This is a genomic window from Sphingobium fuliginis, from assembly GCF_015074805.1.
Classification (GTDB): Bacteria; Pseudomonadota; Alphaproteobacteria; order Sphingomonadales; family Sphingomonadaceae; genus Sphingobium; species Sphingobium fuliginis.
Genome location: NZ_CP060035.1, coordinates 700,666 through 726,299, shown reverse-complemented (window position 1 = coordinate 726,299; position 25,634 = coordinate 700,666). Strand labels below are relative to the sequence as shown.

Below are 25,634 nucleotides of genomic sequence, written 5' to 3'. Positions count from 1 at the left end.
TCACAGCACAACCTCCGAACCGAGAAACGCCGTAACCTGGCTCGACAGCGTTCCGCCGTTGCCATGCAGAAGCGCCACCTCCGCTGCCTTCAACTGGCGCTCGCCGGCTTCCCCCCGAATTTGGGCCACGCCTTCGGCAATCAGAAACATGCCGTACATTCCCGGATGAACACAGGACAGGCCGCCACCGTTGGTATTGACCGCCAGTTCGCCCCCCGGTGCGATGCGTCCGTCCTGAACGAAGTGGCCGCCTTCGCCCTTCGGGCAAAAGCCGAGATCCTCCAGGAAGAGGATGGTATTGATCGTGAAGGCGTCATAGAGCATGACCAGATCGACCTCACTGCGGGCCAGACCCGCCATTTCGAAGGCGCGCGGCCCGCTTTCACTGGCTGCGGTCACGGTAAGGTCGGGCATGGCCTGAATCGATCTATGCCAATTCGCGCCGGCCGCGCCGAGGAAATAGACGGGCTTTTTAGGGAAGTCTCTGGCCCTCTCGGAACGGACGAGAATGCAGGCCGCGGCGCCATCGGTCACCAGACAGCAGTCGCCGGCAGTCAAGGGATCGCTGACCATGCGCATCGACAATACGTCGTCGCGGGTCAATGGACCACGCGCAAAGGCATCGGGGTTGAGGTTCGCCCAATGGCGCGCGGAAACCGCGACATCGGCCAGCATTTCCCGAGTGGTTCCGTACTGGTGCATATGCCGACTGGTGGCAAGCGCATAGGCCGTGATCGGATGGCGTGGCGCGTAGGGCGTCTCGTGCCATTGCGGCTCCGACATGGAGACGAGGCGACCGCCTGCCGTGCGCTGATTGGAACCGTAGCAGATCAGCGCCACGTCGCAAAGCCCTGCGTCCAGCGCGAGAGATGCCTGCAAGAGATGCATCTCGAAGCTGGAGCCGCCGACATTCGTGCTGTCGAAGTATTTCGGCTTCAGGCCAAGATATTCGGTCACGCTCATCGAGGCGAATGCGTGGCTGCTGGTCGCCGCGAAAACCGCGTCGATATCGCCGAGCCTAAGGCCGGCATCCGCCAGGGCCGCATGGACGGAAAGCCCCAGAAGTTCAATGGCCGAGTAGCCGGGCGCCTCACCCACACCCGCCACACCCATGCCGACGATCGCTGTTTTCCCGCGAATGGAATGGCTCATGTCACTTCTCCTCCGGCTCGAAGACGACGCGGGGATTTTCTCCCGCCTCGATCCGCGCCCTGACGCGGGCCCCGATGGGCAGCGTCTCGACACCGACAACCGTGGCCATCATCCGCGGCCCCTCATCAAGGTTGATGAGCGCCACGTTGTAGGAACCTTCGCGCTTGCGATTGACCGTGATGGCATAGACCGTGCCACCGCCCGAGGCTTCGACCCAGTCGAGATCGACCGCGCCGGAAGGCGCCATCACCTTCGGATAAAAGACGTACTCGCCCGTCTCGCGACTGCGCTGGATCATGAAACGTCCCTCGGCCAGGAACGCCTCGTAGATCGCCTGCGGCCCGGCGGTTGCTTTTGCGGCGGCTGTATCGCCCATCATTCCCCTCCTCGGACGAGGCTGCTGGCGCGGCAGAACCGGATCTGCCCCGCGCGCATGCCCCATTTGCCAATCATGCCGACCAGCAGCCTGATATGCCTTCACATCCAGTTCCATCGCTTCGGGAAGGGTTGGCGCGGGCGTGCCAGGCAACCTGCCCGGTTCCAGGATCGGTGGCCCACAGCATCGCAACCTCCCATTGCAACGCAGAATCAATCATCGAGCCATTTTTTCGCATAAAGAACCCATTTCGTCTATGAGAAAATATCGTGTCCCACCGCGTTCTCTAATCGCCATCGTCAACAGCTGATCTTTAGCGTTTCACCACGCGCACCGGAGTCCAGGGTTCGCCGCAGATCCTGGCAACCGCGACCTTCGTGTTATCGTAAAGGATCGACAGCGGCACACCGCCGAAGAAGGCGAACGCCGATACATGCCCGTCCAGAAAGGCCTCGGTCGTCTCGGCTGGATAGGCCTTCACGAAGCAGGCATCCGATTGCAGGAGGTCCATGCAGAAGAAATGCATCTTCCGGCGGACACCATCGATCACGCCCACCGCTTCGCCAAAATCCACTTGCGCATGTCCTGGCGGGTGCGCCAGCGGCACGAACGTCTAGCGCCCGCGCACACGGCACAGCCGGACATAATCCTTTACAACAGTCATTTACGACAGTGTAGCCCCCACCAAAGCCATGCTCGTCGCGCAGACGTTCAAAGATCCGTTTGGCGCTATGCCGTTGCTTCACAGGCGCGATGCGATCCGCCGCCAGGATCGCGTCGATCACTGGCAGCAGTGGCCCCAACTTCGGCTTCGCCACAGGCTTGGTCCGCGTGTAGCCCGGCGGCAGCGAGAACTGGCACATCTTCGATATCGTCTCGCCGCTTAGTCCAAAGACCTTCGCAGCTTCCCTCTGGTTTCCCCATACGTCAAACGTCCATAGTCGCCCCGGCATAGCCGGGGGATTTCCACAGTGGATTAAAGGGCCGATCCACAGCCAACCCAGCGCGTGCCGGTCAAGCGCTCGACGTCAACCTGTTTGCGCATCAACTCGCGCAGTAGCGACATCACCGCCGCGCAAGCATGGCTTGAGGCTTCGGCCAGCGGCCCCACCAGATATACCTCGCGCAGGCAATCCGCAGCGCGCCAGCGGGCGACCCTTAATGTGCCGGCAGCTGCTTCGCGCGCGATAGCATGCAAGGGAAGGATTGAGGCGCCTTTCCCGCGTTCGACCAACTCCTTGATGTTCTGATAGGAGTCCAGCTCGATATCCACTGACAGCCTGATCCCTTTGGCGCTGGCCCAGCCTTCCAGAAGCTGCCGCAGCCCATGCGCCGGGCCGGGCAGGATCAGCGGCAAGCCCAAAAGCGCCGAGGCCCCGATCTTGGCCGGGAGGTCGTGACCGGGCGGGACCAGCAGCACCAACTCTTCGTGCAGAAGCAGCTCTGATCGGAAACGGGCATCGGTGGCTGGCAGATACAGCACGGCCAAGTCAACGCGGCCCTCGCGCAACCAATCCAGCACGAAGCCGCTCATCGCCTCGGAGATCGTCAGCCGTACGCCGGGAAGCTGCGCCTTGGCCGCAAGCACCAGATCCGGCGACAGCATTCCGCCGATCGTGCCGGGCAAGCCGAGCCGCACCTCGCCTTGCGGCTCGCGTCCGAGGTTGCGGATGTCGTCCTCCATCCGCGACATGTCGATCAAGAGCCGCCTTGCCCGCGCCAGCAGCATCTCGCCGGCCTCGGTCAGCTGCACCCCGCGCGCACCGCGCAAAAGAAGCTTGGTACCCAGATGCTCTTCCATGTTGCGCAGATGCAGCGATAGCGAGGGCTGGGCGACGTTCAGCCGATGCGACGCTGCCGAGATCGACCCCGTCTCGGCAATCGCCTGAAAATAGCGCAGCTGTCGCAGGTCCACCGACAGTCCTTCCTCTCGCTCTAACAATCATATTTTAGCATGGCTGCCGTCGCGATTATATATTTGTGCGATGTGGCGCCCATCCACTAACTGCATGGCATCGAAAAAGAGGAGCAGACAGGTGATCGAGACCGGAAAAGGGGCATTCCAGGACATCCGCGATGCGGTGCGGGCGCTCTGCGCGCAGTTTCCCGATGCGTATCACCGCCGAGTCGACGAGGCCCGCGGCTACCCCGAAGAGTTTGTGGAGGCGCTGACCCGGGCGGGGTGGATGGCGGCGCTGATCCCCGAAGCCTACGGCGGCTCGGGGCTGGGCCTTACGGAAGCCTCAGTAATCATGGAGGAAATCAACCGCTCGGGGGGCAATTCCGGCGCCTGCCACGGCCAGATGTACAATATGAACACTCTGATCCGGCACGGTTCCGAGGAACAGCGCCGCCGCTATCTGCCGAAGATCGCCGCAGGCGAACTGCGGCTGCAGTCGATGGGTGTGACCGAGCCGACAACGGGCACCGATACCACGAAGATCAAGACTACCGCGGTCCGCAGGGGCGACCGCTATGTGATCAACGGCCAGAAGGTCTGGATCAGCCGAGTGCAGCATTCGGATCTGATGATCCTGCTGGCCCGCACCACGCCGCTGGCCGAGGTGGCGAAGAAATCCGAGGGCCTGTCGATCTTCCTTGTCGACATCAAGGCGGCGATGGGCGCGGGCATGGCTGTGCGCCCGATCCCGAACATGGTCAACCACGAGACCAACGAATTGTTCTTCGACAATCTGGAGATCCCGGTCGAGAACCTGATCGGCGAAGAGGGCAAGGGGTTCAAGTACATCCTGACCGGGCTGAACGCCGAGCGGACGCTGATCGCGGCCGAATGTATCGGCGACGGTTACTGGTTCACCGAACGGGTCGCGAAATATGTCTCGGAACGCGAGGTCTTCGGTCGGCCGATCGGCAAGAACCAAGGCGTGCAATTCCCGATCGCCGAGGCCTTCATCGATGTCGAGGCCGCGAATCTGATGCGGTGGGAGGCCTGTCGGCGCTATGACGCGGGGCTTGATTGCGGGGCCCAGGCGAACATGGCCAAGTACCTGGCTGCCAAGGCCAGCTGGGGGGCCGCCAATGCCTGCATCCAGTTCCACGGCGGCTTCGGCTTTGCCTGCGAATATGATGTCGAGCGCAAGTTCCGCGAGACCCGGCTCTATCAGGTTGCCCCGATCTCGACCAACCTGATCCTCAGCTATGTCGCCGAACATATCCTCGGCATGCCGAGGTCGTTCTGATGGGCTTGCCGCTAAAGGGAGTGAAGGTCGTCGCCATCGAACAGGCCGTGGCCGCGCCCTTTGCTACCGCCCGTCTGGCCGATGCCGGGGCAGAGGTGATCAAAATCGAACGGCCCGAGGGCGATCTCGCCCGCGGCTATGACGATGCGGCCAGGGGCCAGTCGAGCTATTTCGTCTGGCTGAACCGCGGCAAGACATCGGTGACACTGGACCTCGGCTCGGCCTGGGGCAGGGCCGAACTGGCGCGGCTGATCGGCGACGCCGATGTGCTGGTCCAGAATCTGAGGCGCGGCGCGCTGGCGCGTCTAGGCTTTCCGGTCGAGCGGCTGGCGCGGGACTTTCCCCAGCTCATCACCTGCTCGATTTCCGGTTATGGCAATGACGGGCCGATGGCCGACCGCAAGGCCTATGACCTGTTGATCCAGGCCGAGGCGGGGCTCTGCTCCATCACCGGCGGGCCTTCGGAACCGGCGCGGGTGGGCATATCGCTGGTCGATATCGCGACAGGCGCAACCGCCTATTCGGCCATTCTTGAAGCGCTGATCGGCCGAGGCATCACCGGGAAAGGGGCTGCGATCTCGGTCTCGATGTTCGATGTCATGGCCGACTGGCTGACCGTGCCGCTCCTGAATCACGAAGGCGGAAAGAGCCCCAAGCGCATCGGCATGGCGCATCCCTCGATCGCCCCCTATGGCGTCTTCACCGCCCGCGACGGTGCGCCGATCCTGATCGCGGTGCAGAGCGACCGCGAATGGCGAGCCCTCGCCCAGGACTTTCTGGGGGATCCGGCGCTGGGCATCGATCCGCGCTTTGCCACCAATGTCGCCCGCGTTGCCAACCGGGCGGAAACCGATGCCGCGGTCGCTAGAGCTTTTGCCAACCACGATGCGGCCGGCGCGATCGAGGTTCTTCTGGCCGCCGATATCGCTCTGGCCTCGGTCAATGACATGGAAAAGCTGTCGCACCACCCGCATCTGCGCCGGGTGACCGTCGCCACGCCGAACGGCCCGGTGCAGATTCCCGCGCCCGCACCGATCTTTTCGGGCGAGGACCGCAGCTATGGCCCCGTCCCGCCGCTTCAACCCCTTGCCGAGGCATGATGACATGATCCCGCTCGACCTTGACCATCTGCGCCAATGGATTGGCCGCGAGGAGACACGGGCCGAGCGGCTGACCGCCGCAATCGCCGCGCGGTTCAATGCCACCTTCGACCGCCCCGAAGCCCCATCGGAAGGCGAACCGGCCCCGAGCCTGATCCACCTCTGCCTCGCCCCCGATACTGCGCCGACCTCGACGCTTGGCCCCGATGGCCACCCGGCCCGGGGCGGTTTCCTGCCGCCCGTGCCCCTGCCCCGCCGCATGTGGGCGGGCGGACATTTCCGCTTTCACGAAAATATCCGGATCGGCGACACGGTCACCCGCCACTCGGTGGTCCGCGATGTGACCGTCAAGCAAGGCCGCAGCGGCCCGCTGTGCCTCGTCACGGTCGAGCATCGCATCGATAGCGGCGGCGCGCTTGCCGTCACCGAACGCCAGGACATCATCTATCGCGGAGCCGGTCCCGCCGCCCCCCCGTCTGGCGCTCCCTCGTCTGCCACTGCCGAGGCCGCGCCGCAGGGCCGGTATCGCCAAGCGGTCGACGCAGGCCCGGCGCTCCTGTTCCGCTACTCGGCGCTGACCTTCAATGGCCACCGGATCCATTACGACGCGCCCTATGCCCGGGCGGAGGAGGGCTATCCGGGGCTCGTCGTGCACGGGCCGCTGCAGGCCACGCTTCTGCTGCAGTTCGCCGAAGCCCTGCGCGGAAAGCGCCCCGCGCAGATCGGCTTTCGCGGCCTTTCCCCCCTCTTCGACACCGCCGGCTTCACCCTGCATGCGCAGGACGAGGCGAACACATTGCGGCTCTGGACCGCGGCCGAGGGCGGGCCGGTGGCGATGGAAGCGCGGGCGGAATGGTGACCCTTGTTCGCGCACCCCTGTTTGTGCCCGCCGACCGGCCCGAACGCTTCGGGAAAGCGGCGGCCTCGGGGGCTGATGCGGTGATCCTCGATCTGGAGGACGCCGTGGCCCCCGCGGCCAAGGCCGCCGCCCGCGCTGCGCTGCGCTGCGATTTCACCACCCTGCCGGTGATCCTGCGCATCAATGCTGCCGGGACAGCCTGGCATGCAGACGACCTTGCGGCGGCAACGTCGCTTCACCCCTCCGCCGTCATGGTTCCCAAGGCCGAGGCCCCCGACGATCTCAAACTCATCTCTGCCGCGTTGGGCGACATACCCTTGGTCGCCCTTGTCGAAACCGCCCGCGGTCTTGCGCAAGGCCGGGCGATTGCCGTTGTGCCAGGCGTGATCCGCCTTGCCTTCGGTTCGGTCGACTTCTGCGCCGATCTTCGGTGCGCGCATACCTCCGAGGTGCTGCTGCCTGCACGCTCCGAACTGGTGCTCGCATCACGTCTTGCTGATCTGCCCGGGCCGCTCGACGGGGTGACCACCTCGCTGGATGACCCGGACGAAACGGCGCGCGACGCAGGACGAGCGCGCGATCAGGGGATGGGCGGCAAGCTGTGCATCCATCCCTGCCAGATCGAACCCGTGCTGGCCGTCTTCGCCCCCACGACCGAACAGATTGACTGGGCCAGACGCGTCCTGGCCAGCGGCGATGGCGCGGTCCGGATCGACGGTGCCATGGTAGACAAACCCCTCCGCCAGCGGGCACACGCCATCCTTGCCGAAGCCGCACACAGCGCGCGCCGGCCGGTGTGACATTGAACCGGAGAAGACCGTATGGTCGGTGAAGGTGACCCGCCCCCGTAGTAAGCAGGAAACGGGGGTTGCGCCGGATGGGCCGGAGCCGAGCACCATGTTTAAGCGAGGCCGAACCATGGATGAGCATAGCGAACGTTTTATCGGACTCGATACGTCGAAATTGAAGATCTCGGTTGCGGTCGCGGAAGGTGAGCGGAACGGTGAAGTTCGATTTTTCGAAGATATTTCAGCCGAGCTGACGTCGGTGGCATCGATGGTGGCCATTGCCCGCGCCGAGGTGAAGATCGGCAAGGTCAACCTCGCCTACAACTTCAACCGACTTGCCTGGCTCGACGCCTGAGTTGCGCCTGCCTGACCGGAATGACGCCCGATCCGGCAGCCTGAGCCACGCCAAACCGGTCAATACGCCCCTGATGATACCGCCGGGCGCCCGATCCGTACCACCGCGCCGCCGTAATCGCCATTCAACTGCGTTCTTCGATGTGTCCTGTCGCTTTCCTGCTCGCGTAAACCCCGCCATCCAAACGCGCCTGGAAAGCCTCCCAAGATCGATCCGCGAGATCGCGTGGAAGGCGATGAGACTGACCACCTGATCGGGCGGTGTGCAGTTCCGGGTCGGCGTCTACCAGTCTCCGGCCAAGGCGGCGTAAGTCCGATCGCTGGCCGAGAAGACGTCGGAGCGAAGGAGGGCAAGGAGCCGGTCAGCCAACCAATTGGCTACGAATGAAAGGCCGACCCATCGCGCCATCTAGGCGGCCGTCATGCATGAGTAATGTGGGTTCCGTAAAGATTAGCGGAAATGCGGTTCGTCGTATCGCGCAGTTCGCGGGCCAATGCGTCGAGTTCCTTCTTCGTCATCTGGCCCATGATGGCAATGCCGCTGATACCGAAGCGCACCCGGCCCTCGTGATCAACGATAACGGCGGCCGCAATGTCGAGACCTTGGAAGAGGTTCCCGTGGTCGAAGGCGAAACCGGTCAGCTGGGCTCGCTCCACGTCTGCCGCATACTCCTCGAAAGTCGGTGCGTTCTGCCAGCGTAGCGACCTGAACCGGCGCCGCAGTTCCGAATTCGGCAGCCGGCGGGTCGCCGCGACGCAGCGGCCCACCGCGCCGGCAAGAGCCGGAAGTCGCGACCCGAGCGCCATGTCGACACGGACCGTCTTGCCTTCCACCACGCGATCCACAAGCACGATGCGGTCATGGGGCGTGACTTTCCACAGGCCGATCAACGCCCGCCGCTCGACCGAAAGTTGCTCCAAGACAGGGTGCAACAGATCGATCTGGTTGGTGCCCAACAGGGGAACAGAGAACTCGAGAAGTCCAAGTCCTGGACTATATTCCTTGGTCGATGGATTCATCGAAATCAGACCCTCATTCGCCAGGGTACGCAGGATGTTGAACGTGGTCGAAACGTTGATCCCGGTTTCACGAGCAATGCGGGCGACACCCGACGCTGCATAGTCATGGGTCAGGAAACGTAGGATGGAAATGGCATTCTCAACTGCGCCGACAAACTTCTGAGTGCCGCGCGTCGTTACGTTTGCCATTTTCTCGCCAGCGTTCCCTTGCACCTCTTTCATGCCTCACTCCGTTCGACTTTTAAGCCGATTATACAATTGCTAGGACGAATTCGGAAGTACGTTGTTCGCCTTGAACAATTCCCGTATCTTCGGTTTTCCGCAGAAACGTTACAGTTTTGTTCGCGATTCACACCGAGGACCGCCGATATTCTGCGGGCGTGACGCCAACCATCCTGCGGAAGGTCCGGCAGAAATGACTCTGGTCTGAAAACCCGCAGTCGAGAGCCACGGCCGTCATGGAGATATTTCCCTTTTGCAACATCGTCTTTGCTCGTTCGATCCTCTTGCGAATTATGAAAGAGTGCGGCGTCTGACCAAACTCGGCCTTGAACTTCCTGGAAAAGTGGAAAGGGCTCAGCCCGACCGTGCTTGCCAGGCTTTCGAGACCGAAGTTCTCACCCAGATATTCTTCGATAAATTCGAGGATCCTGTGGCTCTGCAGTGTGCTGAAGACAGTGGGATTCAGGTTCGGCAGATCGACCTTCGCGAACCGGCGCAATAGATGAACGGCGATCTGGGTTCGGACGGCGTCGACCAGAAGATTCTGACCGGGACCCCCATGCGCCATCTCATCCTCGAGAACCTGAAGGCACTGCGGAATGACCGTATCGACACGGCGGAGGTGATCGTCGATCTCGATCGATGCCGGCTCGCGCCCGAAAACCTGTTCCGCGGTCTCGGCGAGGGTGTCATGGCTGAGATAGATATGCCTCACGTTGATCGGCTTGTCCCAATGCCACATCGACTGCTCAGCCCGCGTCAGCAGGGACACGACGCCGCGCTCCACGGTCGCCGTTTGCCAAGGGCCGCCGCTGCGTCGCCGCATGGTCGATTTCCCGCCCTGGTAGACGACGATCATGTAGTCCCGCATCTCGGGGATGTCGACTTCCTGCTCATCGCATTGGTAGCCCATAACCGTGATGCCTCTCCAGCCGAGGCGTGAACTGTCGAGCGTTCTGTTTCCGGGTATCCACCGCGGGATCAGATCAGGTGGAATTAGATTGCTCATGTTTTCCTCCTCCTAGGACGAGGTACCTTCCCCGGCACCCCCTCGTTCGCTCAGTCGGACGCCGCCAAGTTGAAGTTCACCGCAAGGCTTCGTAACGTTCAGGCAGCGGCATCGCGGATCATGTTCCGCGCAATGACCAGCTGCTGGATCTGGGTGGTTCCCTCGTAGATTCGGAACAGCCGGACATCGCGATAGAAGCGTTCGACGGCATATTCGGCCATATAGCCCGCCCCGCCGTGAATCTGCACGGCGCGATCCGCGACCCGTCCCACCATCTCGCTGGCAAACATCTTGCAGCAGGCCGCATCGGTGGAGACATTGGCACCGAAATCCTTGCGGCGCGCGGTTTCCTCGATCATGCAGCGTGCCGCAAAAGCCTCGGCGCGGCTGTCGGCCAGCATCGCCTGCACCAATTGCTTTTCGGCGATGGGTTCACCGAATTGCCTGCGCTCCATTGCAAAGGCGAGGCTGTCGCGGATCAGCCGCTCCGCCGCACCGACGCAGACCGCCGAGATGTGGAGCCGGCCACGGTCCAACACCTTCATCGCGGTCTTGAAGCCCTGGTTCTCGCGGCCGGGGCCGCCGATGATGTTGTCGGCAGGGACGCGAACGTCCTGCAGGATGACATCGCTGCTGTGCGAGCCCTTCTGCCCCATCTTCCTGTCATGCGGCCCGACCGACAGCCCCGGCGTTCCGGCCTCGACCAGAAAGGCGGACACGCCCGAGGCATCGGTGGTTGTGGGGTCCGTGCGTGCGAAGACCGTGAAGACATGAGCGTGCGGGGCGTTGGTGATGAAACGCTTGGTGCCATTTAGGACGAAATGGTCCCCATCACGGCGCGCTGAGGTGCGCACCGACCCGGCGTCGGAGCCTGCGTCGGGCTCGGTCAGCGCAAAGGAAGCGATCATCTCACCGCTTGCAAGCTTCGGCAGGTAGGCCGCCTTCTGCTCCGGCGTGCCGTCGATGATGATCCCCTGCGAGCCGATGCCGTTGTTGGTGCCGACGAGCGAGCGGAACACAGGCGACGTCTGCCCCAGAACGAGGGCCGCGGCTACCTCTTCAGCCATCGTCAGGCCCAGACCGCCGAACTCCTCGGGGATCGACATGCCGAAAAGGCCCATGTCACGGATTTCGGCGATCAGCGCGGGCGGAATGGCATCTTCTTCCGCTACCAGTTCCTCGTTGGGGATCAGGCGCTCCTTCACAAAGCGGCCTAGTGTGTCCAGAAATTGTGCAAGCGTTTCGGGGTCTAGTGGCATGTCGTTCGAAGTCCTGAATTCAGTGGGCGATCGCCGACACGCGGCGGACGAGTTCGACAAGGCGGGGCGCGACATCGCTTTCGATCCAGTCGCGCGTCAGGTTCTGAGACGGCCCGCCACAGTTGAAGGCCATGGCCGGCGAGCCATCCCGCGGCACAAGCGCCACGGCAACGGCATTGACGTCCGGCTTCCATTCAGTGAGCGACATACAATAGCCACGCTCCTGATAGCATTCGATCGCAGCCTCGATCCCGCGCCTGACTTCCGCCCAGGCGGCCCCTTCGTGCTGCCCAAGCTGCTCGAACAAAGCGGCGCGCTGTTCGGGAGGGATGACGGAAAGATAGGCGCGCCCGACGGCGGTGGTTGCCATCTTGATATGGGCGCCGACCTCGATGGCGAGCGTTACCGCATTTTCCCCGCGGCAACGCTCTAGATAAACCATGGTCAGGCGATCCGGGCTTGCCAGGGCGACAGGCATCCCGGTGTGGTCGGCAAGCTCCTGCATGTAGGGCCTTGCGATCTGGCGCAGCGGCATGCCAGCCAGACAGGAGAACCCCAGCGAAAGCACCGGCGGCGCAAGTTGATAGCGCGCGGTGTCGGGATTCCAGCTCAGATAGTCGAGCTTGTGGAGGGTATAGGTCAGGCGCGAGACCGTCGACTTGCTCAACCCGGTGCGCATGGCGAAGTCGCCGTTGCCAAGTGCTTCTCCCTCGCGCCGAAAGGCGCGTAGAATTTCGAGACCCCGTGCAAGAGCGACCACGAAATCGCGGTCCTTTCCATCGCCTTCTGCGCGCTCCTTGCGTGGTCGCACGTTCGCTCCTCCCCGGCGGTCCGCCCTTAGATGACAAGGTTAGTGGCGCTATCGCCCCTGTCAATAGTGCGGAAAACTTTTCCGCACTGCAGAATACCTCATCCTACCGCCGATTGCTGAACAGTATTCTGACTGTCGGAATAGACACCCCCTCCACTCATGCGACGCGAACATGGTACCGGGTGCGCGACCGTTCCAGCCCATGCCGCGCGGAAGCGCGCCTCGATCGGGCAGCAAGAATATACAATGTATCGAGCAAGACTATTCAATACAGGCCACTTCAACCCCTCCAAGGTTGAAAATGTTGGGAAGACGTCACCGTGGCCAGCGTGTGCCGCGTGGATGCCGATCGAGCGGACTAAGATATCTGCAAGACAAACCGATCTCTTGGAGAGGAAGCATGATAATCAGCAAGGAGGCCGATAAACTACGGTCGCTCTATCAGAGTTGGACCGACCAGATGGTCGAAAATCCGAACCTCACTATCCTGAATCTGCGCAGCATGTTCGACGAATGGGGTCAGCCGGCGCTGGAGCCTGAGAACGTTACCTACAAGAGCGACCATGTGGGCGGTGTCGAGGCGATCTGGGCACTGCCCGCCGGTGCCGACACCAAGCGCGTGATCCTCTACACCCATGGCGGTGGCTTTTGCGTGGGGTCGGCCGACAGCCACCGCAAGATGGTCGGGCATCTGGCCAAGGCTCTTGGCGCGACAGCCTGCAACCTGCACTATCGCCGCGCGCCAGAACACCCCTTCCCCGCCCAGATCGAGGATGCTGTGGCCGCCTACAAGGCGCTGCTGGCCAAGGGATTTGATGCGAAGAATATCCTAACGGCGGGCGACAGCGCAGGGGGCAACCTTGCCGTCGCCTCGGTTTTGAAGTTCCGCGAGCTTGGCCTGTCGCTGCCGGGTGCCGTCATCGCCTATTCGCCCTGGCTCGATATGGCGCTGCGCGGCAAGACGTTGGAAACCAATGCCGGGACGGACGCTCTTGTCAGCCGTGCCATCCTGGAAGGGATGGCGGGCATGTTCCTGGGCGGTGCAACCGACCCGCTCAACCCGCTGGCCAACCCGCTGGAGAACGACTTCACCGGCTTCCCGCCGCTCTACATCACCTGCGGAAGCGCCGAGACGCTGCAAAGCGACTCGGAGGCGCTCTATGCCAAGGCCAAGGCCGCGGGCGTGAAGACGACGCTTTCGGTGGTTCCCGGCATGCAGCACGTCTTTCCGTCGCTGGCGGGCCGTGCGCCCGAGGCCGATCAGGAACTGGCCCGCATCGCCGCCTGGTATCGCGCGCTGTGAACCCGCCGCCCAGCGTCGCTGGGCGGCCTGACGCGTCAAGACAGTCAATCCGGTACCAGGCCCGTATCGCACGGGGCTTCGGAGCTATGATATGGAAAGATCAATGACCAAGACTCTTGAAACCACCAAGACCAAAGGCGCCGATTTCGATGCTGTCGTCGTCGGCGCGGGCTTCGGTGGCCTCTACTCCGTTTACAAACTTCGCAATGAGCAAAGCCTGAACGTCAAGGCCTATGACGGCGCCGGCGATGTCGGCGGCACCTGGTTCTGGAACCGCTATCCAGGAGCCTTGTCGGACACGGAAAGCTTCGTCTACCGCTATTCCTTCAGCGGCGAATTGCTGCAGAAAGGCCACTGGAAGACCCGCTACCTGACCCAGCCCGAGATCCTCTCCTACATGAACGAAGTGGCGGATACCTACGATCTGCGCCGCAGCTACGAGTTCAACACCCGCGTCACCGCAGCCCGTTTCAACGAGAAAACCGGGCTCTGGCATGTGACCACCGACAAGGGACAGACCGTCACGGCGAAATACCTCATCACCGGTCTTGGCCTTCTCTCGGCGACGAACCTGCCGACGTTCAAGGGCATCGACAGCTTCAAGGGACAGATCCTGCACACCGGTGCCTGGCCGGAGGGGGGCGACCTGAAGGGCAAGCGCGTGGGCATCATCGGTACCGGCTCGACCGGGACTCAGGTAATCACCGCCACCGCCCCCATCGCGAAACACCTGACGGTGTTCCAGCGTTCGCCGCAATATGTTGTGCCGATCGGGAACACGCCGCAGGACGAGGCGACGATCGCTGCGCAGATGGCCAGCTATGACGACATCTGGAAACAGGTGAAATCGTCGGCCGTGGCGTTCGGCTTCGAGGAAAGCACCATCCCCGCGGAAACAGCCACGCCCGAGGAACGTGAGCGCGTGTTCGAGGCGGCATGGCAGCGCGGCGGCGGTTTCTACTTCATGTTTGGCACCTTCTGCGACATCGCCACCAGCCAGATCGCCAATGACGCGGCGGCCGACTTCATCAAGAAGAAGATCCGGCAGATCGTGAAGGATCCCGAGACCGCGAGGAAGCTGACGCCGACCGACCTCTACGCCAAGCGGCCCTTGTGCGGGAGCGACTACTACGGGGTCTACAACCGCCCCAACGTCACGCTGGCCGATGTGAAAGCTGATCCGATCGCGGAATTTACCCCGACCGGCATCCGTCAGGAAAGCGGCGCCGAGCATGAACTGGACGTGGTGATCTTCGCTACCGGCTTTGACGCGGTGGACGGCAACTACACGAGGATGGACCTGCGCGGCCGCGGCGGCCTGACGATGCGCGACAAGTGGAAGGACGGCCCCTTGGGCTATCTGGGCATGATGGAGGCGGATTTCCCGAATCTCTTCATGATCCTTGGCCCGAACGGCCCCTTCACAAACTTGCCGCCAAGCATCGAGACGCAGGTCGAATGGTTTTCGGACACCATCGAAATGATGGAGGCCAAGGGTCTGAAGAGCATCGAGCCGACCGAGGCTGCCCGCGACGAATGGGTCGCCCTGTGCCGCACGATTGCCGACATGACCCTGTTCCCGAAAGCTGACAGCTGGATCTTCGGTGCCAACATCCCCGGCAAGAAGAACGCGGTCATGTTCTACCTGGCGGGCCTTGGCAACTACCGCGCTGCGATCGACGCGGTGAAGGGTGGTGGCTACCAGACCATGATCTTCAACCGCGAGACGGTCGCAGGCTGAGGCTGCGGATCGGCGGCAGGCCCGGGGCGATGGTTCCAGGCCCGGTTCTGCGGAAGAGAGCAAGAAGAGAGCAACAAAGGAGAGAATCTGTGGGACGTGTATCGGGAAAAGTCGCCCTCGTGACGGGCGCTGCGATGGGGATGGGCAAGTCCCACTCCGAACTTCTGGCGCGCGAGGGTGCGCATGTCTTTGTCACCGACCGCGAAGCAGCGGCGGGCGAAGCGGTGGCCAAGGGCATCGTGGCTGCCGGGGGCAAGGCCGATTTCATCAAGCATGACGTGACCAGCGAGGATGATTGGTCAAAGCTCATCGACGCCGTGCGCGCCAAGGCCGGACGGCTGGACATTCTGGTGAACAACGCCGGCATCCTGATCCTGAAGGCGCTGCACGAGACCTCGCCCGAGGAATTTGACCGGGTGATGAACGTCAACGTGAAGGGCGTCTATCTGGGCATCCGCGCCGCCGTGCCGCTGATGAAGGAATCGGGCAAGGCCTCGATCATCAACATATCGTCCATCTACGGCATCGCTGGCGCCGCGATGGCGGGGGCCTACATCAGCTCCAAGGGCGCGGTGCGGCTGATGACCAAATCCTGCGCCGTCGATCTGGCGGATACGGGCATCCGGGTCAATTCGATCCACCCGGGCGTCATCGACACGCCGATGACCAAGGATCTTCTGCATGCCGATCCGGAAGCGCGGGAGGCGCTCCTTGGCCCGACGCTGCTGAATCGGCCCTGCCAGCCCGAGGAAGTTTCGAACGCGGTGCTGTTCCTGGCCTCGGATGAAGCCTCGTTCGTCCATGGTGCCGAGTTGGTGGTCGACGGCGGGTACACCGCGAACTGACCGTTCCGGATCCGCTGCGAATGCGCAGCCCTGAACCTGAGATCTGCCGACAGCTTGCCTGTCGGCAGTCAACAATCGGGACAGTCGCAGAGCGCAGTCAACAATAGGAGAAGTGATGATGTTGGCGCCAAGAAAAAGGGTTCGGTATTCATTGTTTGTCGCGGCCGGGTTTGCTGTTCAGTGCCTGATGTCGGAGACCGCCGTATATGCGTCGGATTTGCAGCCGCGCGACTTCGTGCCCTTACCGGCGGGAACGAACCTTGCATTGGTATATTACCTTGGCAGCACCTCAGACACTTTGGTTGACGGGAATGGGCACGACGTGGCGGACTCCAATCTCGACACAAACGTGATCCTTCTTCGCTATGTCAAATATTTCGACCTCGCGGGAATGCGTGCCGACGTGAACGTGCTGCAATCCTTCGGAGGTCTGAACAATATGAGGATTGCCGGAACCGACATCGACACCAAGCATTTCTCCTCCGGGGATCTTACGCTTGTCGGTACGATCTGGCCGCTGAACGACCCCAAAAACGGACGCTACCTGGGCATTGCCACCTATCTCACCCTACCGACCGGCAACTATTCTGCCAGCGAGCCTAGCTTGGGGTCTAATCGATGGTCTGTCGCCGTTCAGCCAGGCTTCCTGTTCAATATCACCCCCAAATGGTCGGTCGATCTTGGGGGAGACGTAACAATCTACGGTCACAACAGACATGGCCTCGGTGGCGTGGAAGTCGAGAAGGATGCAAGCTATACTGCGCTCGGCTGGGTCAACTACAATGCAAGCGATAAGACGATGTTCTCGGCTGGGGCCACGGCAAGCTGGGGAGGTGCCGAAACGGTAGGAAGCATCAAGGGGGCGGACGTTGAATCCACCACAGTTCGAGCGGCCTGGTCCCAGATGCTCAACCCGACAACGCAGTTCCTGATGGAAGTTGGACACGATGTGGACGCACAGAATACGTTCAAGCGCGACACAACCCTGACCCTCCGGCTCGCGAAATTCTTCTGAACGGCGCGGGAGCGGTGGATCGAAATATTCTTGGGTAAGGCGGAAAGCGTCGATCGTCCGGAAACGAGTGATGCTTTCCACCCCATTCCAGCAACTGCAAATTCAAAAGCTACATCATTGGTGAGCTGTAACGGAGGAAAACATCATGCATTGCCAATGTGTTCATGAATTCGGTCAACCCCTGCGTCCAGACGACAGGCCGGACATGACCCCTCGCGGAACGGAGGTCATCTTGTCCGTGACCGCCGCCGGCGTCTGTCACACCGACCTGCATATTCGCGAGGGGGGGTATGATCTTGGTCACGGCCGCAAGCTGGAATTCGCCCAGCGCGGGATCGCGTTGCCGCTGGTGATGGGGCATGAAACGGTCGGGGAAGTGGTCGCCGCTGGCCCGGATGTCGGCACGCTCGACAGGGGAAAGAAATATGTGGTCTATCCCTGGATCGGCTGTGGCACCTGCGCTGTCTGTGCCTCGGGCCAGGAGCAGCTGTGCATGAAACCGCAGTTTCTCGGCATGCATGTCGATGGCGGTTATGCCACGCAGATCCGGGTGCCGCATCCGAAATATCTTCATGAGATCGGAGATATCCCACCCGAAAACGCCGCACCGCTGGCCTGTTCGGGGCTTACGGCCTATGGCGCGCTCAAGAAGGTGGAAAGCACGCTGAAAGACCATGCGCTTCTGGTGATCGGCGCTGGCGGCCTTGGGCTGATGTGCGCGCAACTGTTGCAGGCGCTGGGGGCCAAGGCGCCCGTCTTCGTCGATATCGACCCTGTCAAGCGGGCGTCGGCCCTTGCTGCGGGGGCCTGTGCGGCGGTCGATCCGCGCGCCGCGGATGCCGTGGCGCAGATTCATGCCGCCGCCGGCGAGGCGCCCCTTGCGGCGATCGACTTCGTCGGCGCCGAGGCGACGGCCGAGCTTGGCTTCGACGCTCTGGGCAAGGGCGGAACCTATGTCATCGTCGGGCTGTTCGGCGGGGCTGCCCCCTGGGCGCTTCCCCTGATCGCCGTGCGCGCGCTCACGATCCGCGGCAGCTATACGGGCTCCCCAGGAGAGTTCGCGGAACTGATGCAGCTTGCCCGCAATGGCGCGATCAAGCCGATTCCCACCACCTGCTACAAGCTGGACGATGCTGAGGACGTGCTGAACAGCCTCGCCGGTGGCAAGATCGTCGGCAGGGCAATTCTGGCCGGTGTGTAAGTGACTTGACTGAAGGCACCACGAAGGCGGGCGCCCGGGGGATCAACATGGAAACGACCTATCCTGATACTCAACTCCTGATCGACGGACGGTGGCGCGATGGCGCGCTGGGGCGGCGAACAGCCGTTTATGATCCGGCAACCGCAGAGGTGATTGGCCATTATGCCATGGCCGAACCTGCCGATCTGGAGGAGGCGGTGCAGGCCGCGGGCAGCGCCTTCGCGGCTTGGCGGGATGCCGGCGCCTATGCGCGCGGCAGCATCCTGCGCCAGGCGGCCGTGCTGCTGCGCGAGCGCGCCGATACCCTCGCGCCGTGCATGACGATGGAAATGGGCAAGCCCCTTGCCGAGGCGCGCGCCGAGGTGATGTCGTCCGCCGATCTGCTCGACTGGTTCGCCGGCGAAGGCCAGCGCGCCTATGGGCAGGTGATTCCGGCGCGCTCGCCGAACGTGACCCAGATGGTGCTCAAGCAGCCGGTGGGTCCGGTCGTGGCCTTCACGCCATGGAATTTCCCGATGTCGCAACTGGTGCGCAAGCTCGGTCCGGCGCTGTCGGTCGGATGCACCGTCGTCGCCAAGCCGCCCGAAGACACGCCGGCCTCGCCGGCGGCACTTGCACAGGCGCTGCTGGACGCCGGGCTCCCGCCGGGCGTTCTCAACATCGTTTACGGCGAACCGGCTGACATCGCGAACTATCTCATTCCACATCCGGTGATCCGCAAGGTGTCCTTCACCGGGTCGGTGCCTGTGGGCAAGCAGCTTGCGGCCTTGGCCGGCAAACACATGAAGCGCATCACGATGGAACTGGGCGGCCACAATCCGGTCATTGTCTGCGAGGACGCGAATGTTGAGGCGGCGGTCGCGGCCATTGCGGGTTTAAAGGTCCGCAATGCGGGCCAGGTCTGCATCTCGCCCACACGCGTGCTGGTCCAGCGGGGCATCTACGACCGCTTCGCCGCGGCGCTGGCGGAGCATGTGAAGAAGGTGCGGACCGGATCGGGGCTCGAACCGGCCACGGCAATGGGCCCGCTGGTCAGCGAGCGCCGGGTCAAGGCCGTCGCCGGCCTTATCCAGGAGGCAGTGAGCGAGGGGGCGCAGGTGCTGGTCGAGGGCGATGCGGCACCGCGGGCCGGGTTCTTTCAAGCCCCGACCGTTCTCACCGATGTCAGTCTTTCATCGCGCATCCAGAACGAGGAACCCTTCGGGCCGGTCGCGACGCTGTCGCCCTTCGATACGATCGACGAGGCGATCGCTGAAGCGAACCGCCTTCCCTATGGCCTTGCAGCCTATGCGTTCACCTCGTCGATCCGCAATTCGCAAAGGTTTCAGACCGAGCTTGAAGTTGGCATGCTGGCAATCAACCATACCCTTCTGGGATTGCCGGAACTCCCGCTTGGCGGGGTCAAGGACTCCGGTTACGGGTCTGAGGGCGGCTCGGAAGCCATCAACTCATACCTGATTTCGAAGCTCGTGACGCAGGCCGCAGTGATTGGAATCTAACACTTGGTGCCCGCGTCTGACGGCGGCGATTATTTTATCAGGATCGGCGGTCCAGACGAAGGGTTTGGGGCTTTCGTTGTGCTCATCCAGGAAGCGGTTGATGGCGACCTGAAGGTCGACGAGGAATGGAAGACGCCCCGTTTGAGCCGGTGGTTGGTCAGCCCGGCGAAGAAAACCTCGACGGCATTGAGCCATGAGCACGAGGTTGGCGTAGGCTACCCGACGCTCATACCAAGGGCGTGTCGCCTTCACGATTCTGACCAGGGACAGCATGACCGGAACTTCGACCAGCACGCCGACGACGGTAGCAAGCGCTGCGCCGGAGTTGAGACCGAACAGACTGATCGCGGCAGCGACCGCCAGCTCGAAGAAGTTGGACGCGCCGATCAATGCGGCGGGGGGGCGGCAACGCACCATGCCACGCAAATCGGCATCAGACTGCCGAAAGCGGCACGTCAGTGCCCTACCCCTTGCGCGGCCGGAAGCGACTCACCATCTTCGTCCCAGATCGATTTCGAGGCTCGACAATCATCCGTTGCGGGGTGAAGCCATCAAGCGCGGTGTCGGTTGAGCAGATACATATCGCAGGACAGGCAGGTGCAATTGAACTTGGGTATGGAGGTGCTACACGCTCGCTCCGCCGAGTGATGAACCCTTCGCGTTCGGTGCCACGAAAGCAGCCAAAGCCATATCTTGAGCATATGTCGAGTAAAGCTACGCTGCATCAGCAAATGCGGCGCGATACCGCTCGACTATCTTTCGCGAATTTATGGAGGGAACTCTGAAAAAGTTCGAGACGTCCTGAAGGAGGGTCACCAACTCACGCGCGATCGTCTTTTTTTGCGTATTTTCAATAACTTACAGTTCGACACGGTAATTTTTGAAGCGTCGGCGATTATTTCAAATTTCAACACATTGAAAAACAACGATTTTCTTTCAGCCATTGTTCGATTCCCGTGCGGTCCTTCTGCAACGCGAGACCGACCGGTAACGGTAAATGGTTCCGAGCACGCCCTGCCCGTTTTCGCGACGGCGCTCATTTTCGTATGAAAAGAGAGCATTGTCTTTGCGATCTCACCATAGGCTGTAGGCCGGACTAGCATCACACTTATCCTTTCTTCTGGCTCGCCGGTGACGCCTTCGCAGACGCTCGAGTCGATCCGATGTCTCGGTCTGCCTCATCCATTTTCCGTTCACAATGACCAGGGCATTGCCGTGCCGAAACCGGCATTTGAATGCCGCTTTGTGCGTAAAACCGCTCAAAATGGCCCTGATACGGCCCCCTTAACGCAGAAGGAGCGCGTTCAACTTTCCATCTACACAAGCGGGCGCGTTACGGCGGAGCACGTTACAACTCACGCAAGAGCGGCTCCGCGCGCGGAGAGGCGAAAGCCCACCACGCCGATCGCAGCGGATGGAGGAGTGAGTAATTCCGAATCATCCACCTCCAATGCCTGGGAAAGAGGATGCGCTCTCTGCGCCTCAGGTCTAGACCAATGAAAATCCGGCGGGGGGCCGGCGCATTGAACAATGGGGGATATTGGTGGGCGTTGAAGGTCAAGCGGTCATAAACTGCGGTGCCATTTTCTTAAGAGGCGATTTGCACCAGACCATGATTGGACAGGCTGGCGTCCGCGGCGAGAAAAATCATGCTGTGTGAATTTGCTGGCCGCTTCCCACGCCTCCTCGCCGAACAACTCGAGCGTGACCGGCATCTCACGCGCAATTTCCGCGAGGAAACGATGATGCCGTTGAGCGCTGCATAATCCTCGACGAGCTTGATCTGCGCAGGGATGGAATAGCCCTCCCGCTCCTGGTCCGGTGTTGATACCCGTGCGTAAAGAACCGCTTTTCTGACTCCGGAACGTCCATCAGTCTTCGTCTTGGTCTGCTTATATCGATTTCCGGCATTCCTCGGTCTCGCCAACGCTATCGCTCCTGCTTCACTACCCTCGGGAGCCGAGGCCTATAGGCGCCAGTTTCGATTCATGTCCGTAACATTTTCGCCTACGATATTGAATCTGTGGGACTCGTTTCGAACAAAGCCCCGTCCCACAGCGTAGCTTGTGGACGGTGCAGCCGCGCGCAGCCTTGAAATTCAATCGCGGATAGAATATATCCCCCGAACTAGGGAGATATTTATGGCAGATGCTTTTACGACCCGCGAGGTAGCCGAACTGGCCGACGTGTCCGTGCGTGCCATCGACAAAGCCGTCGAGGAGAACGTCCTGACCGGCATCCGCAACGTGATGTCGCGGGGCAAGCTGCGGCGAATGCTGCCGCTTCACGCCGTACCCTATGCCGCAATCGTGAAGCAGCTACCCATGACCCTTGGGCGGATCGAGAAAAGGAACCTGGCGCGAGCGCTCGCCTCCCGCTCCCCTGCCCTCATGACAAGCGAAGCGCTGGAGATCGCAACCGCGGTATCGGTGGACGTTCCCCGGCTGGTCGATCGTGACCTTGCGGAGCGGGCGGCAAGCTATGCGCGGGCGCGCGATGTCCATATCGAAGAAAACCCGGACATCCTTGGCGGCACGCCGGTCATCAAGGGAACACGTCTCAGTGTCTACGCCATCCGCGGCAGGCTGGATGGCGGCGAGAGCATCGATGCGATCATCGACGACTATCCGAGCCTTAGCAGGGAAGCGGTCGCCACAGCGCTGCTCTATGCGCGCACCCACCCTCTCGTCGGACGTCCGGGTGGGCGGCCCTGGAAGAAAGCTGCTTGAAGCTCTTCATAGACGAGTGCCTCTCGCCCGCGCTCGCCCGACACCTCAACCAGTCCGGCGTACATGATGCCCTGCATCCGCGCGACTATGGGCGGTTGGGCGAGCGCGACGATGAGGTGCTCGCGCGCTGCCTCGCCGAGGACCGGGCGATCGTCACCGAGAATGCAGTCGATTTCCGCAAGCTGGTGGCTCGGGAAGATATCCATCCTGGCCTGATCATCCTGCCCAACGTCACCCGCGATGCATCACTGGCGCTGCTGCTCGCCGCTATCGCCTATCTCGAAACCCTCGGATCACCCTCGGACATCATCGTGAACCATGTAGTTGAGGTCGATACGGACGGTGCAATGCGACTCTATCCGCTTCCGTGAAGCTGGACCGCAAAACCTGTGCGCCGGTCGCCACCAACTGGGAGCAGCATGTCAAAGCCTCCCCCATTTGCGCGGACGTAATTATATTGAACGTGCGAACCGCATCGTGAGGGGAGACATACCCGCCATAGAATATAGCGTTCGCGCAGGGTATCGCTTCAGGAGCGTGACTGGAAAAGAGTGCGGATTCCGAGGTGATCGCGCCCAGCATTCCGAGATGATGTCGCCCGCCATTCCGATTTGATGCCGCCCACCGTTCCGAGATGATGTCGCCCATCATTCCGGGATGATGCCGCCCACCCTGGCGGTGTTTGAAGGCTGCGTTCCGGTCGTCGAGGATCGCCCCTTTTTGGGGAGGTCCGATGCCGACGGAGAGAATCGCAATGCGTCACGTGCGCGAGATATTGAGGCTGATCCGGGACGCGCAGGTTCCGGTCCGTGAGGTGGCCCGTCGGCTTAGCGTGGCGCCATCGACGGTACGCGAGACGCTACGGCGGTATGAAGCATCGGGCCTCGAGTGGCCGCTGCCGGCGGCGCTGAACGACGCGGTTCTGGAAAGCCGTCTCTACGGCGCGGCGGGTACCAAGCAGGGTCATCGTCGACGCGAGGAGCCCGATTGGGCGGCGTTGAACCGCGAGCTCAAACGCAAGCACGTGACGCTGCAGGTGCTGTGGGACGAGTATATCGAGGCCCATCCGGACGGCTATCGTTACAGCCGGTTCTGCGATCTGTACCGCGGCTGGGAGGCCCGGCTGCCGGTGACGATGCGGCAGACCCATGTCGGTGGTGACCGGCTGTTCGTTGATTATGCCGGCGACAAGGTCCCGGTGGTGGTGGACCGTCTGACCGGCGAAATCCGCGATGCGCACATCTTCGTGGCGGTGATGGGGGCGTCGAGCCTGTCCTTTGCGTGCGCCAGTTGGACCGAGACGCTGCAGGACTGGAGTGACGCGCACGTGCGCGCCTTCGCCTTTTTTGGCGGCGCGGCGCGGTTGCTCGTGCCGGACAATGCGAAGGTCGCGGTGATCAAGGCGTGCTTGTACGACCCGCGGGTTAATCGCAGCTATGCCGAACTTGCCGCGCATTACGACACCGCCGTGCTGCCGGCGCGGCCGTATCGGCCGCGCGACAAGGCGAAGGTCGAGGCCTGTGTCGGCATCGTCGAGCGCTGGCTGCTGGGGCGCCTTCGCAACCGGGTGTGGTACGGCATGGGCGACCTCAACGCAGCGATCGCGGACCTGCTCGTGCGTCTCAACGATGACCGGGTGCTGCGCCGGTTCGGGCGGACGCGCCGTCAGCTGTTCGAGGAGATCGACGCGCCAAGACTGAGGCCGCTGCCGGCGACGCCCTATGTCCTGGCGCAGTGGCGCCGCGCCCGGGTCGGGCTCGATTATCATGTCGAAATCGAGAAGCACTTCTACTCGGTGCCCTATCGCCACGCCCGTGCCGCGGTCGAGGTGCGGCTGACGGCGCGGACCGTCGAGATCTTCGCTGCCGGCGAGCGGATCGCGGCGCATATGCGGGGCTCCGGCAACGGCCGCCACACCACCATCAACGATCATATGCCGTCGAGCCACCGGCGCTATGCCGACTGGACGATCGAGCGGATCGTCGCGGAAGCGGCGGGGCTTGGCCCTTCGGTGAAGCTGCTGTGCGAAATGATCCTGCGGGATCGTCCGCATCCTGAGCAGGGCTACCGGTCGTGCCTGGGCATCCTGCGGCTTGCCCGGCCTTATGGTGCCGCTCGCCTCGATGCAGCAGCGCTGCGCGCGCTCGAGATCGGCGTGCGCAATTACGGGTCGGTGAAATCCATCCTCGAAAAGAAGCTCGACGGCCAGCCGCTGCACGCGCCCCGCGCGCCGGGCGAGGCGGGCGTCGATCATCCCAACATCCGCGGTTCAGGCTATTACCACTGAGGAGATCTGCTGTGCTGACCCATCCTACTCTTGACCAACTCCACACGCTGGGCCTGTACGGCATGGCGAAAGCGTTCGGAGAGCTCGACAAACACGGCGATACGCCGCAGCTCGCCCACGCCGAATGGCTTGGCCTGCTGCTCGACCGCGAGATTATCCATCGCCATGACAAGCGGCTTGGCGCCCGCCTGCGCCACGCCAGGTTGCGGCATAATGCCGCGCCCGAGGACGTCGATTATCGCAGCGCGCGCGGGCTCGACCGCCGTCTTGTCGAAATGCTGCTGAAAGGCGACTGGATCGACGCGCACGACAATCTGGCGCTATGCGGCCCGACCGGGATCGGCAAAAGCTGGCTCGCTTGCGCGATCGGCCACAAGGCCTGCCGCGATAATCGCTCGGTCCTCTATACCCGGTTCCCGCGACTGCTTGAGGATCTGGCGCTATCGCGCGGCGATGGTCGCATCGCCCGCAAGCTCAAGAGCCTGGGTCAGGTCGAGCTTCTGATCCTCGATGACTGGGGCCTGCAACCGCTTGATGCCCAGGCCCGCCATGATCTGCTCGAGATCCTCGAGGATCGCTATGGGCGTAAATCCACCATCGTCACCAGCCAGCTCGATATAGCTTCCTGGCACCGCGCCATCGGCGATGCCACCTACGCCGACGCCATCCTCGATCGGCTCCTTCATAACGCTCACCGCATCGAGCTCACCGGAGACTCGTTGCGCCGCGGAAAACCTACCCTCGCCGGTTGACCTGCCCGCCAGAAAAATGCCAACAATCCACCGTCGACCAAACGCCCCTTCAGGTGGGCGAGATCATCCCGGAACAGTGGGCGGGATCATCTCGGAATAGACGGGCGGCATC

Annotated in this window: 23 protein-coding genes and 3 pseudogenes; 16 read left to right on the top strand and 10 right to left on the bottom strand. The window is 62.4% G+C overall.

Going from position 1 to position 25,634, the window contains the following annotated elements:
• From H5V43_RS03410 to H5V43_RS03395, 4 genes and pseudogenes are all read right to left on the bottom strand, one after another.
• Nucleotides 1–1,152, bottom strand: a complete 1,152-nt coding sequence (locus tag H5V43_RS03410) for a thiolase (RefSeq protein WP_025549988.1) — start codon at nt 1,150–1,152, stop codon at nt 1–3.
• Between the two features lies 1 nt (nt 1,153).
• Complete coding sequence (locus H5V43_RS03405) at nt 1,154–1,531, bottom strand: Zn-ribbon domain-containing OB-fold protein (protein WP_244968653.1); 378 nt, start codon at nt 1,529–1,531, stop codon at nt 1,154–1,156.
• 343 nt (nt 1,532–1,874) lie between these two features.
• Nucleotides 1,875–2,481 (bottom strand): annotated as a pseudogene (gene istA, locus H5V43_RS03400) (IS21 family transposase); the annotation flags it as partial.
• A gap of 23 nt (nt 2,482–2,504) precedes the next feature.
• Nucleotides 2,505–3,443 carry a LysR family transcriptional regulator gene (locus tag H5V43_RS03395; protein ID WP_025549985.1) on the bottom strand — a complete coding sequence of 313 codons (939 nt, stop codon included), beginning with the start codon at nt 3,441–3,443 and terminating at the stop codon, nt 2,505–2,507.
• 121 nt (nt 3,444–3,564) lie between these two features.
• Between H5V43_RS03395 and H5V43_RS03390 the strand changes: the two genes are divergently transcribed.
• From H5V43_RS03390 to H5V43_RS23450, 5 genes are all read left to right on the top strand, one after another.
• Nucleotides 3,565–4,728: an acyl-CoA dehydrogenase family protein gene (locus H5V43_RS03390; protein WP_231564823.1), complete on the top strand. Its 1,164-nt coding sequence runs from the start codon at nt 3,565–3,567 to the stop codon at nt 4,726–4,728.
• Complete coding sequence (locus H5V43_RS03385) at nt 4,728–5,828, top strand: CaiB/BaiF CoA transferase family protein (protein WP_025549983.1); 1,101 nt, start codon at nt 4,728–4,730, stop codon at nt 5,826–5,828. The genes H5V43_RS03390 and H5V43_RS03385 overlap by 1 nt, the downstream gene beginning before the upstream one ends.
• A gap of 4 nt (nt 5,829–5,832) precedes the next feature.
• Complete coding sequence (locus tag H5V43_RS03380; RefSeq protein ID WP_037483163.1) at nt 5,833–6,687, top strand: HTD2 family dehydratase; 855 nt, start codon at nt 5,833–5,835, stop codon at nt 6,685–6,687.
• The gene (locus H5V43_RS03375) at nt 6,681–7,487 is read left to right on the top strand and encodes an HpcH/HpaI aldolase/citrate lyase family protein (RefSeq protein ID WP_025549981.1); all 807 of its coding nucleotides are present in this window, start codon (nt 6,681–6,683) and stop codon (nt 7,485–7,487) included. The genes H5V43_RS03380 and H5V43_RS03375 overlap by 7 nt, the downstream gene beginning before the upstream one ends.
• A gap of 118 nt (nt 7,488–7,605) precedes the next feature.
• Nucleotides 7,606–7,830, top strand: a complete 225-nt coding sequence (locus H5V43_RS23450; protein ID WP_025549980.1) for a hypothetical protein — start codon at nt 7,606–7,608, stop codon at nt 7,828–7,830.
• 419 nt (nt 7,831–8,249) lie between these two features.
• Here the strand turns inward: H5V43_RS23450 and H5V43_RS03365 are convergent, their stop codons facing one another.
• The 4 genes from H5V43_RS03365 to H5V43_RS03350 form a co-directional block, all read right to left on the bottom strand.
• Nucleotides 8,250–9,071 (bottom strand): IclR family transcriptional regulator, encoded by an 822-nt coding sequence (locus H5V43_RS03365; protein ID WP_128830784.1) that lies wholly within the window; start codon nt 9,069–9,071, stop codon nt 8,250–8,252.
• Between the two features lie 127 nt (nt 9,072–9,198).
• Nucleotides 9,199–10,080 carry a helix-turn-helix domain-containing protein gene (locus H5V43_RS03360; protein ID WP_193666767.1) on the bottom strand — a complete coding sequence of 294 codons (882 nt, stop codon included), beginning with the start codon at nt 10,078–10,080 and terminating at the stop codon, nt 9,199–9,201.
• Between the two features lie 98 nt (nt 10,081–10,178).
• Nucleotides 10,179–11,339, bottom strand: a complete 1,161-nt coding sequence (locus H5V43_RS03355) for an acyl-CoA dehydrogenase family protein (RefSeq protein ID WP_025549977.1) — start codon at nt 11,337–11,339, stop codon at nt 10,179–10,181.
• A gap of 19 nt (nt 11,340–11,358) precedes the next feature.
• Complete coding sequence (locus tag H5V43_RS03350; protein WP_025549976.1) at nt 11,359–12,150, bottom strand: IclR family transcriptional regulator; 792 nt, start codon at nt 12,148–12,150, stop codon at nt 11,359–11,361.
• A 400-nt stretch (nt 12,151–12,550) separates the two neighbouring features.
• Between H5V43_RS03350 and H5V43_RS03345 the strand changes: the two genes are divergently transcribed.
• From H5V43_RS03345 to H5V43_RS03320, 6 genes are all read left to right on the top strand, one after another.
• Nucleotides 12,551–13,453 carry an alpha/beta hydrolase gene (locus H5V43_RS03345; RefSeq protein WP_025549975.1) on the top strand — a complete coding sequence of 301 codons (903 nt, stop codon included), beginning with the start codon at nt 12,551–12,553 and terminating at the stop codon, nt 13,451–13,453.
• A gap of 103 nt (nt 13,454–13,556) precedes the next feature.
• Nucleotides 13,557–15,194: a flavin-containing monooxygenase gene (locus tag H5V43_RS03340; RefSeq protein ID WP_025549974.1), complete on the top strand. Its 1,638-nt coding sequence runs from the start codon at nt 13,557–13,559 to the stop codon at nt 15,192–15,194.
• Between the two features lie 89 nt (nt 15,195–15,283).
• Complete coding sequence (locus tag H5V43_RS03335) at nt 15,284–16,039, top strand: SDR family NAD(P)-dependent oxidoreductase (protein ID WP_033963016.1); 756 nt, start codon at nt 15,284–15,286, stop codon at nt 16,037–16,039.
• A 115-nt stretch (nt 16,040–16,154) separates the two neighbouring features.
• On the top strand, nt 16,155–17,054 hold the full coding sequence (locus H5V43_RS03330; protein WP_193666766.1) for a transporter: 900 nt from the start codon (nt 16,155–16,157) through the stop codon (nt 17,052–17,054).
• A 145-nt stretch (nt 17,055–17,199) separates the two neighbouring features.
• Complete coding sequence (locus tag H5V43_RS03325; RefSeq protein WP_193666765.1) at nt 17,200–18,255, top strand: alcohol dehydrogenase; 1,056 nt, start codon at nt 17,200–17,202, stop codon at nt 18,253–18,255.
• Nucleotides 18,256–18,302: 47 nt separating this feature from the next.
• Nucleotides 18,303–19,754, top strand: coding sequence for an NAD-dependent succinate-semialdehyde dehydrogenase (locus tag H5V43_RS03320; protein ID WP_025551658.1), 1,452 nt, complete (start codon nt 18,303–18,305; stop codon nt 19,752–19,754).
• On the opposite strand, the pseudogene H5V43_RS03315 reads toward H5V43_RS03320, so the two are convergent.
• Together H5V43_RS03315 and H5V43_RS03310 are read right to left on the bottom strand one after the other, a co-directional pair.
• Nucleotides 19,704–19,966: pseudogene (locus H5V43_RS03315) on the bottom strand (hypothetical protein); the annotation flags it as partial. The gene H5V43_RS03320 and the pseudogene H5V43_RS03315 overlap by 51 nt on opposite strands.
• A gap of 4 nt (nt 19,967–19,970) precedes the next feature.
• Nucleotides 19,971–20,176 (bottom strand): annotated as a pseudogene (locus H5V43_RS03310) (arsenical-resistance protein); the annotation flags it as partial.
• A 1,227-nt stretch (nt 20,177–21,403) separates the two neighbouring features.
• Between H5V43_RS03310 and H5V43_RS23890 the strand changes: the two are divergent.
• The 5 genes from H5V43_RS23890 (at nt 21,404) to istB (ending at nt 25,522) form a co-directional block, all read left to right on the top strand.
• The gene (locus tag H5V43_RS23890) at nt 21,404–21,520 is read left to right on the top strand and encodes a DUF6615 family protein (protein ID WP_373278265.1); all 117 of its coding nucleotides are present in this window, start codon (nt 21,404–21,406) and stop codon (nt 21,518–21,520) included.
• Between the two features lie 375 nt (nt 21,521–21,895).
• Nucleotides 21,896–22,483, top strand: a complete 588-nt coding sequence (locus H5V43_RS03305; RefSeq protein WP_025551660.1) for a DUF433 domain-containing protein — start codon at nt 21,896–21,898, stop codon at nt 22,481–22,483.
• Nucleotides 22,480–22,854, top strand: a complete 375-nt coding sequence (locus H5V43_RS03300) for a DUF5615 family PIN-like protein (RefSeq protein ID WP_025551662.1) — start codon at nt 22,480–22,482, stop codon at nt 22,852–22,854. Before H5V43_RS03305 ends, H5V43_RS03300 begins: the two co-directional genes overlap by 4 nt.
• A gap of 383 nt (nt 22,855–23,237) precedes the next feature.
• Entirely contained in the window at nt 23,238–24,770 is a 1,533-nt protein-coding gene (gene istA / locus H5V43_RS03295; RefSeq protein ID WP_200887660.1) for an IS21 family transposase, read from the top strand.
• An 11-nt stretch (nt 24,771–24,781) separates the two neighbouring features.
• Nucleotides 24,782–25,522, top strand: a complete 741-nt coding sequence (gene istB / locus H5V43_RS03290; RefSeq protein ID WP_025551666.1) for an IS21-like element helper ATPase IstB — start codon at nt 24,782–24,784, stop codon at nt 25,520–25,522.
• The last annotated feature ends 112 nt before the right edge of the window (nt 25,523–25,634 follow it).

Coding starts and splice junctions, on each gene's coding strand:
- H5V43_RS03355 (WP_025549977.1), bottom strand. CDS start 11,339: ATGCCACTAGACCCCGAAACGCTTGCACAATTTCTGGACACACTAGGC.
- istA (WP_200887660.1), top strand. CDS start 23,238: ATGCGTCACGTGCGCGAGATATTGAGGCTGATCCGGGACGCGCAGGTT.
- H5V43_RS03410 (WP_025549988.1), bottom strand. CDS start 1,152: ATGAGCCATTCCATTCGCGGGAAAACAGCGATCGTCGGCATGGGTGTG.
- H5V43_RS03320 (WP_025551658.1), top strand. CDS start 18,303: ATGGAAACGACCTATCCTGATACTCAACTCCTGATCGACGGACGGTGG.
- H5V43_RS03325 (WP_193666765.1), top strand. CDS start 17,200: ATGCATTGCCAATGTGTTCATGAATTCGGTCAACCCCTGCGTCCAGAC.
- H5V43_RS03385 (WP_025549983.1), top strand. CDS start 4,728: ATGGGCTTGCCGCTAAAGGGAGTGAAGGTCGTCGCCATCGAACAGGCC.
- H5V43_RS23890 (WP_373278265.1), top strand. CDS start 21,404: ATGCTGTGTGAATTTGCTGGCCGCTTCCCACGCCTCCTCGCCGAACAA.
- H5V43_RS03375 (WP_025549981.1), top strand. CDS start 6,681: ATGGTGACCCTTGTTCGCGCACCCCTGTTTGTGCCCGCCGACCGGCCC.
- H5V43_RS23450 (WP_025549980.1), top strand. CDS start 7,606: ATGGATGAGCATAGCGAACGTTTTATCGGACTCGATACGTCGAAATTG.
- H5V43_RS03305 (WP_025551660.1), top strand. CDS start 21,896: ATGGCAGATGCTTTTACGACCCGCGAGGTAGCCGAACTGGCCGACGTG.
- H5V43_RS03360 (WP_193666767.1), bottom strand. CDS start 10,080: ATGAGCAATCTAATTCCACCTGATCTGATCCCGCGGTGGATACCCGGA.
- H5V43_RS03345 (WP_025549975.1), top strand. CDS start 12,551: ATGATAATCAGCAAGGAGGCCGATAAACTACGGTCGCTCTATCAGAGT.
- H5V43_RS03365 (WP_128830784.1), bottom strand. CDS start 9,071: ATGAAAGAGGTGCAAGGGAACGCTGGCGAGAAAATGGCAAACGTAACG.
- H5V43_RS03380 (WP_037483163.1), top strand. CDS start 5,833: ATGATCCCGCTCGACCTTGACCATCTGCGCCAATGGATTGGCCGCGAG.
- H5V43_RS03330 (WP_193666766.1), top strand. CDS start 16,155: ATGATGTTGGCGCCAAGAAAAAGGGTTCGGTATTCATTGTTTGTCGCG.
- H5V43_RS03340 (WP_025549974.1), top strand. CDS start 13,557: ATGACCAAGACTCTTGAAACCACCAAGACCAAAGGCGCCGATTTCGAT.
- H5V43_RS03405 (WP_244968653.1), bottom strand. CDS start 1,531: ATGATGGGCGATACAGCCGCCGCAAAAGCAACCGCCGGGCCGCAGGCG.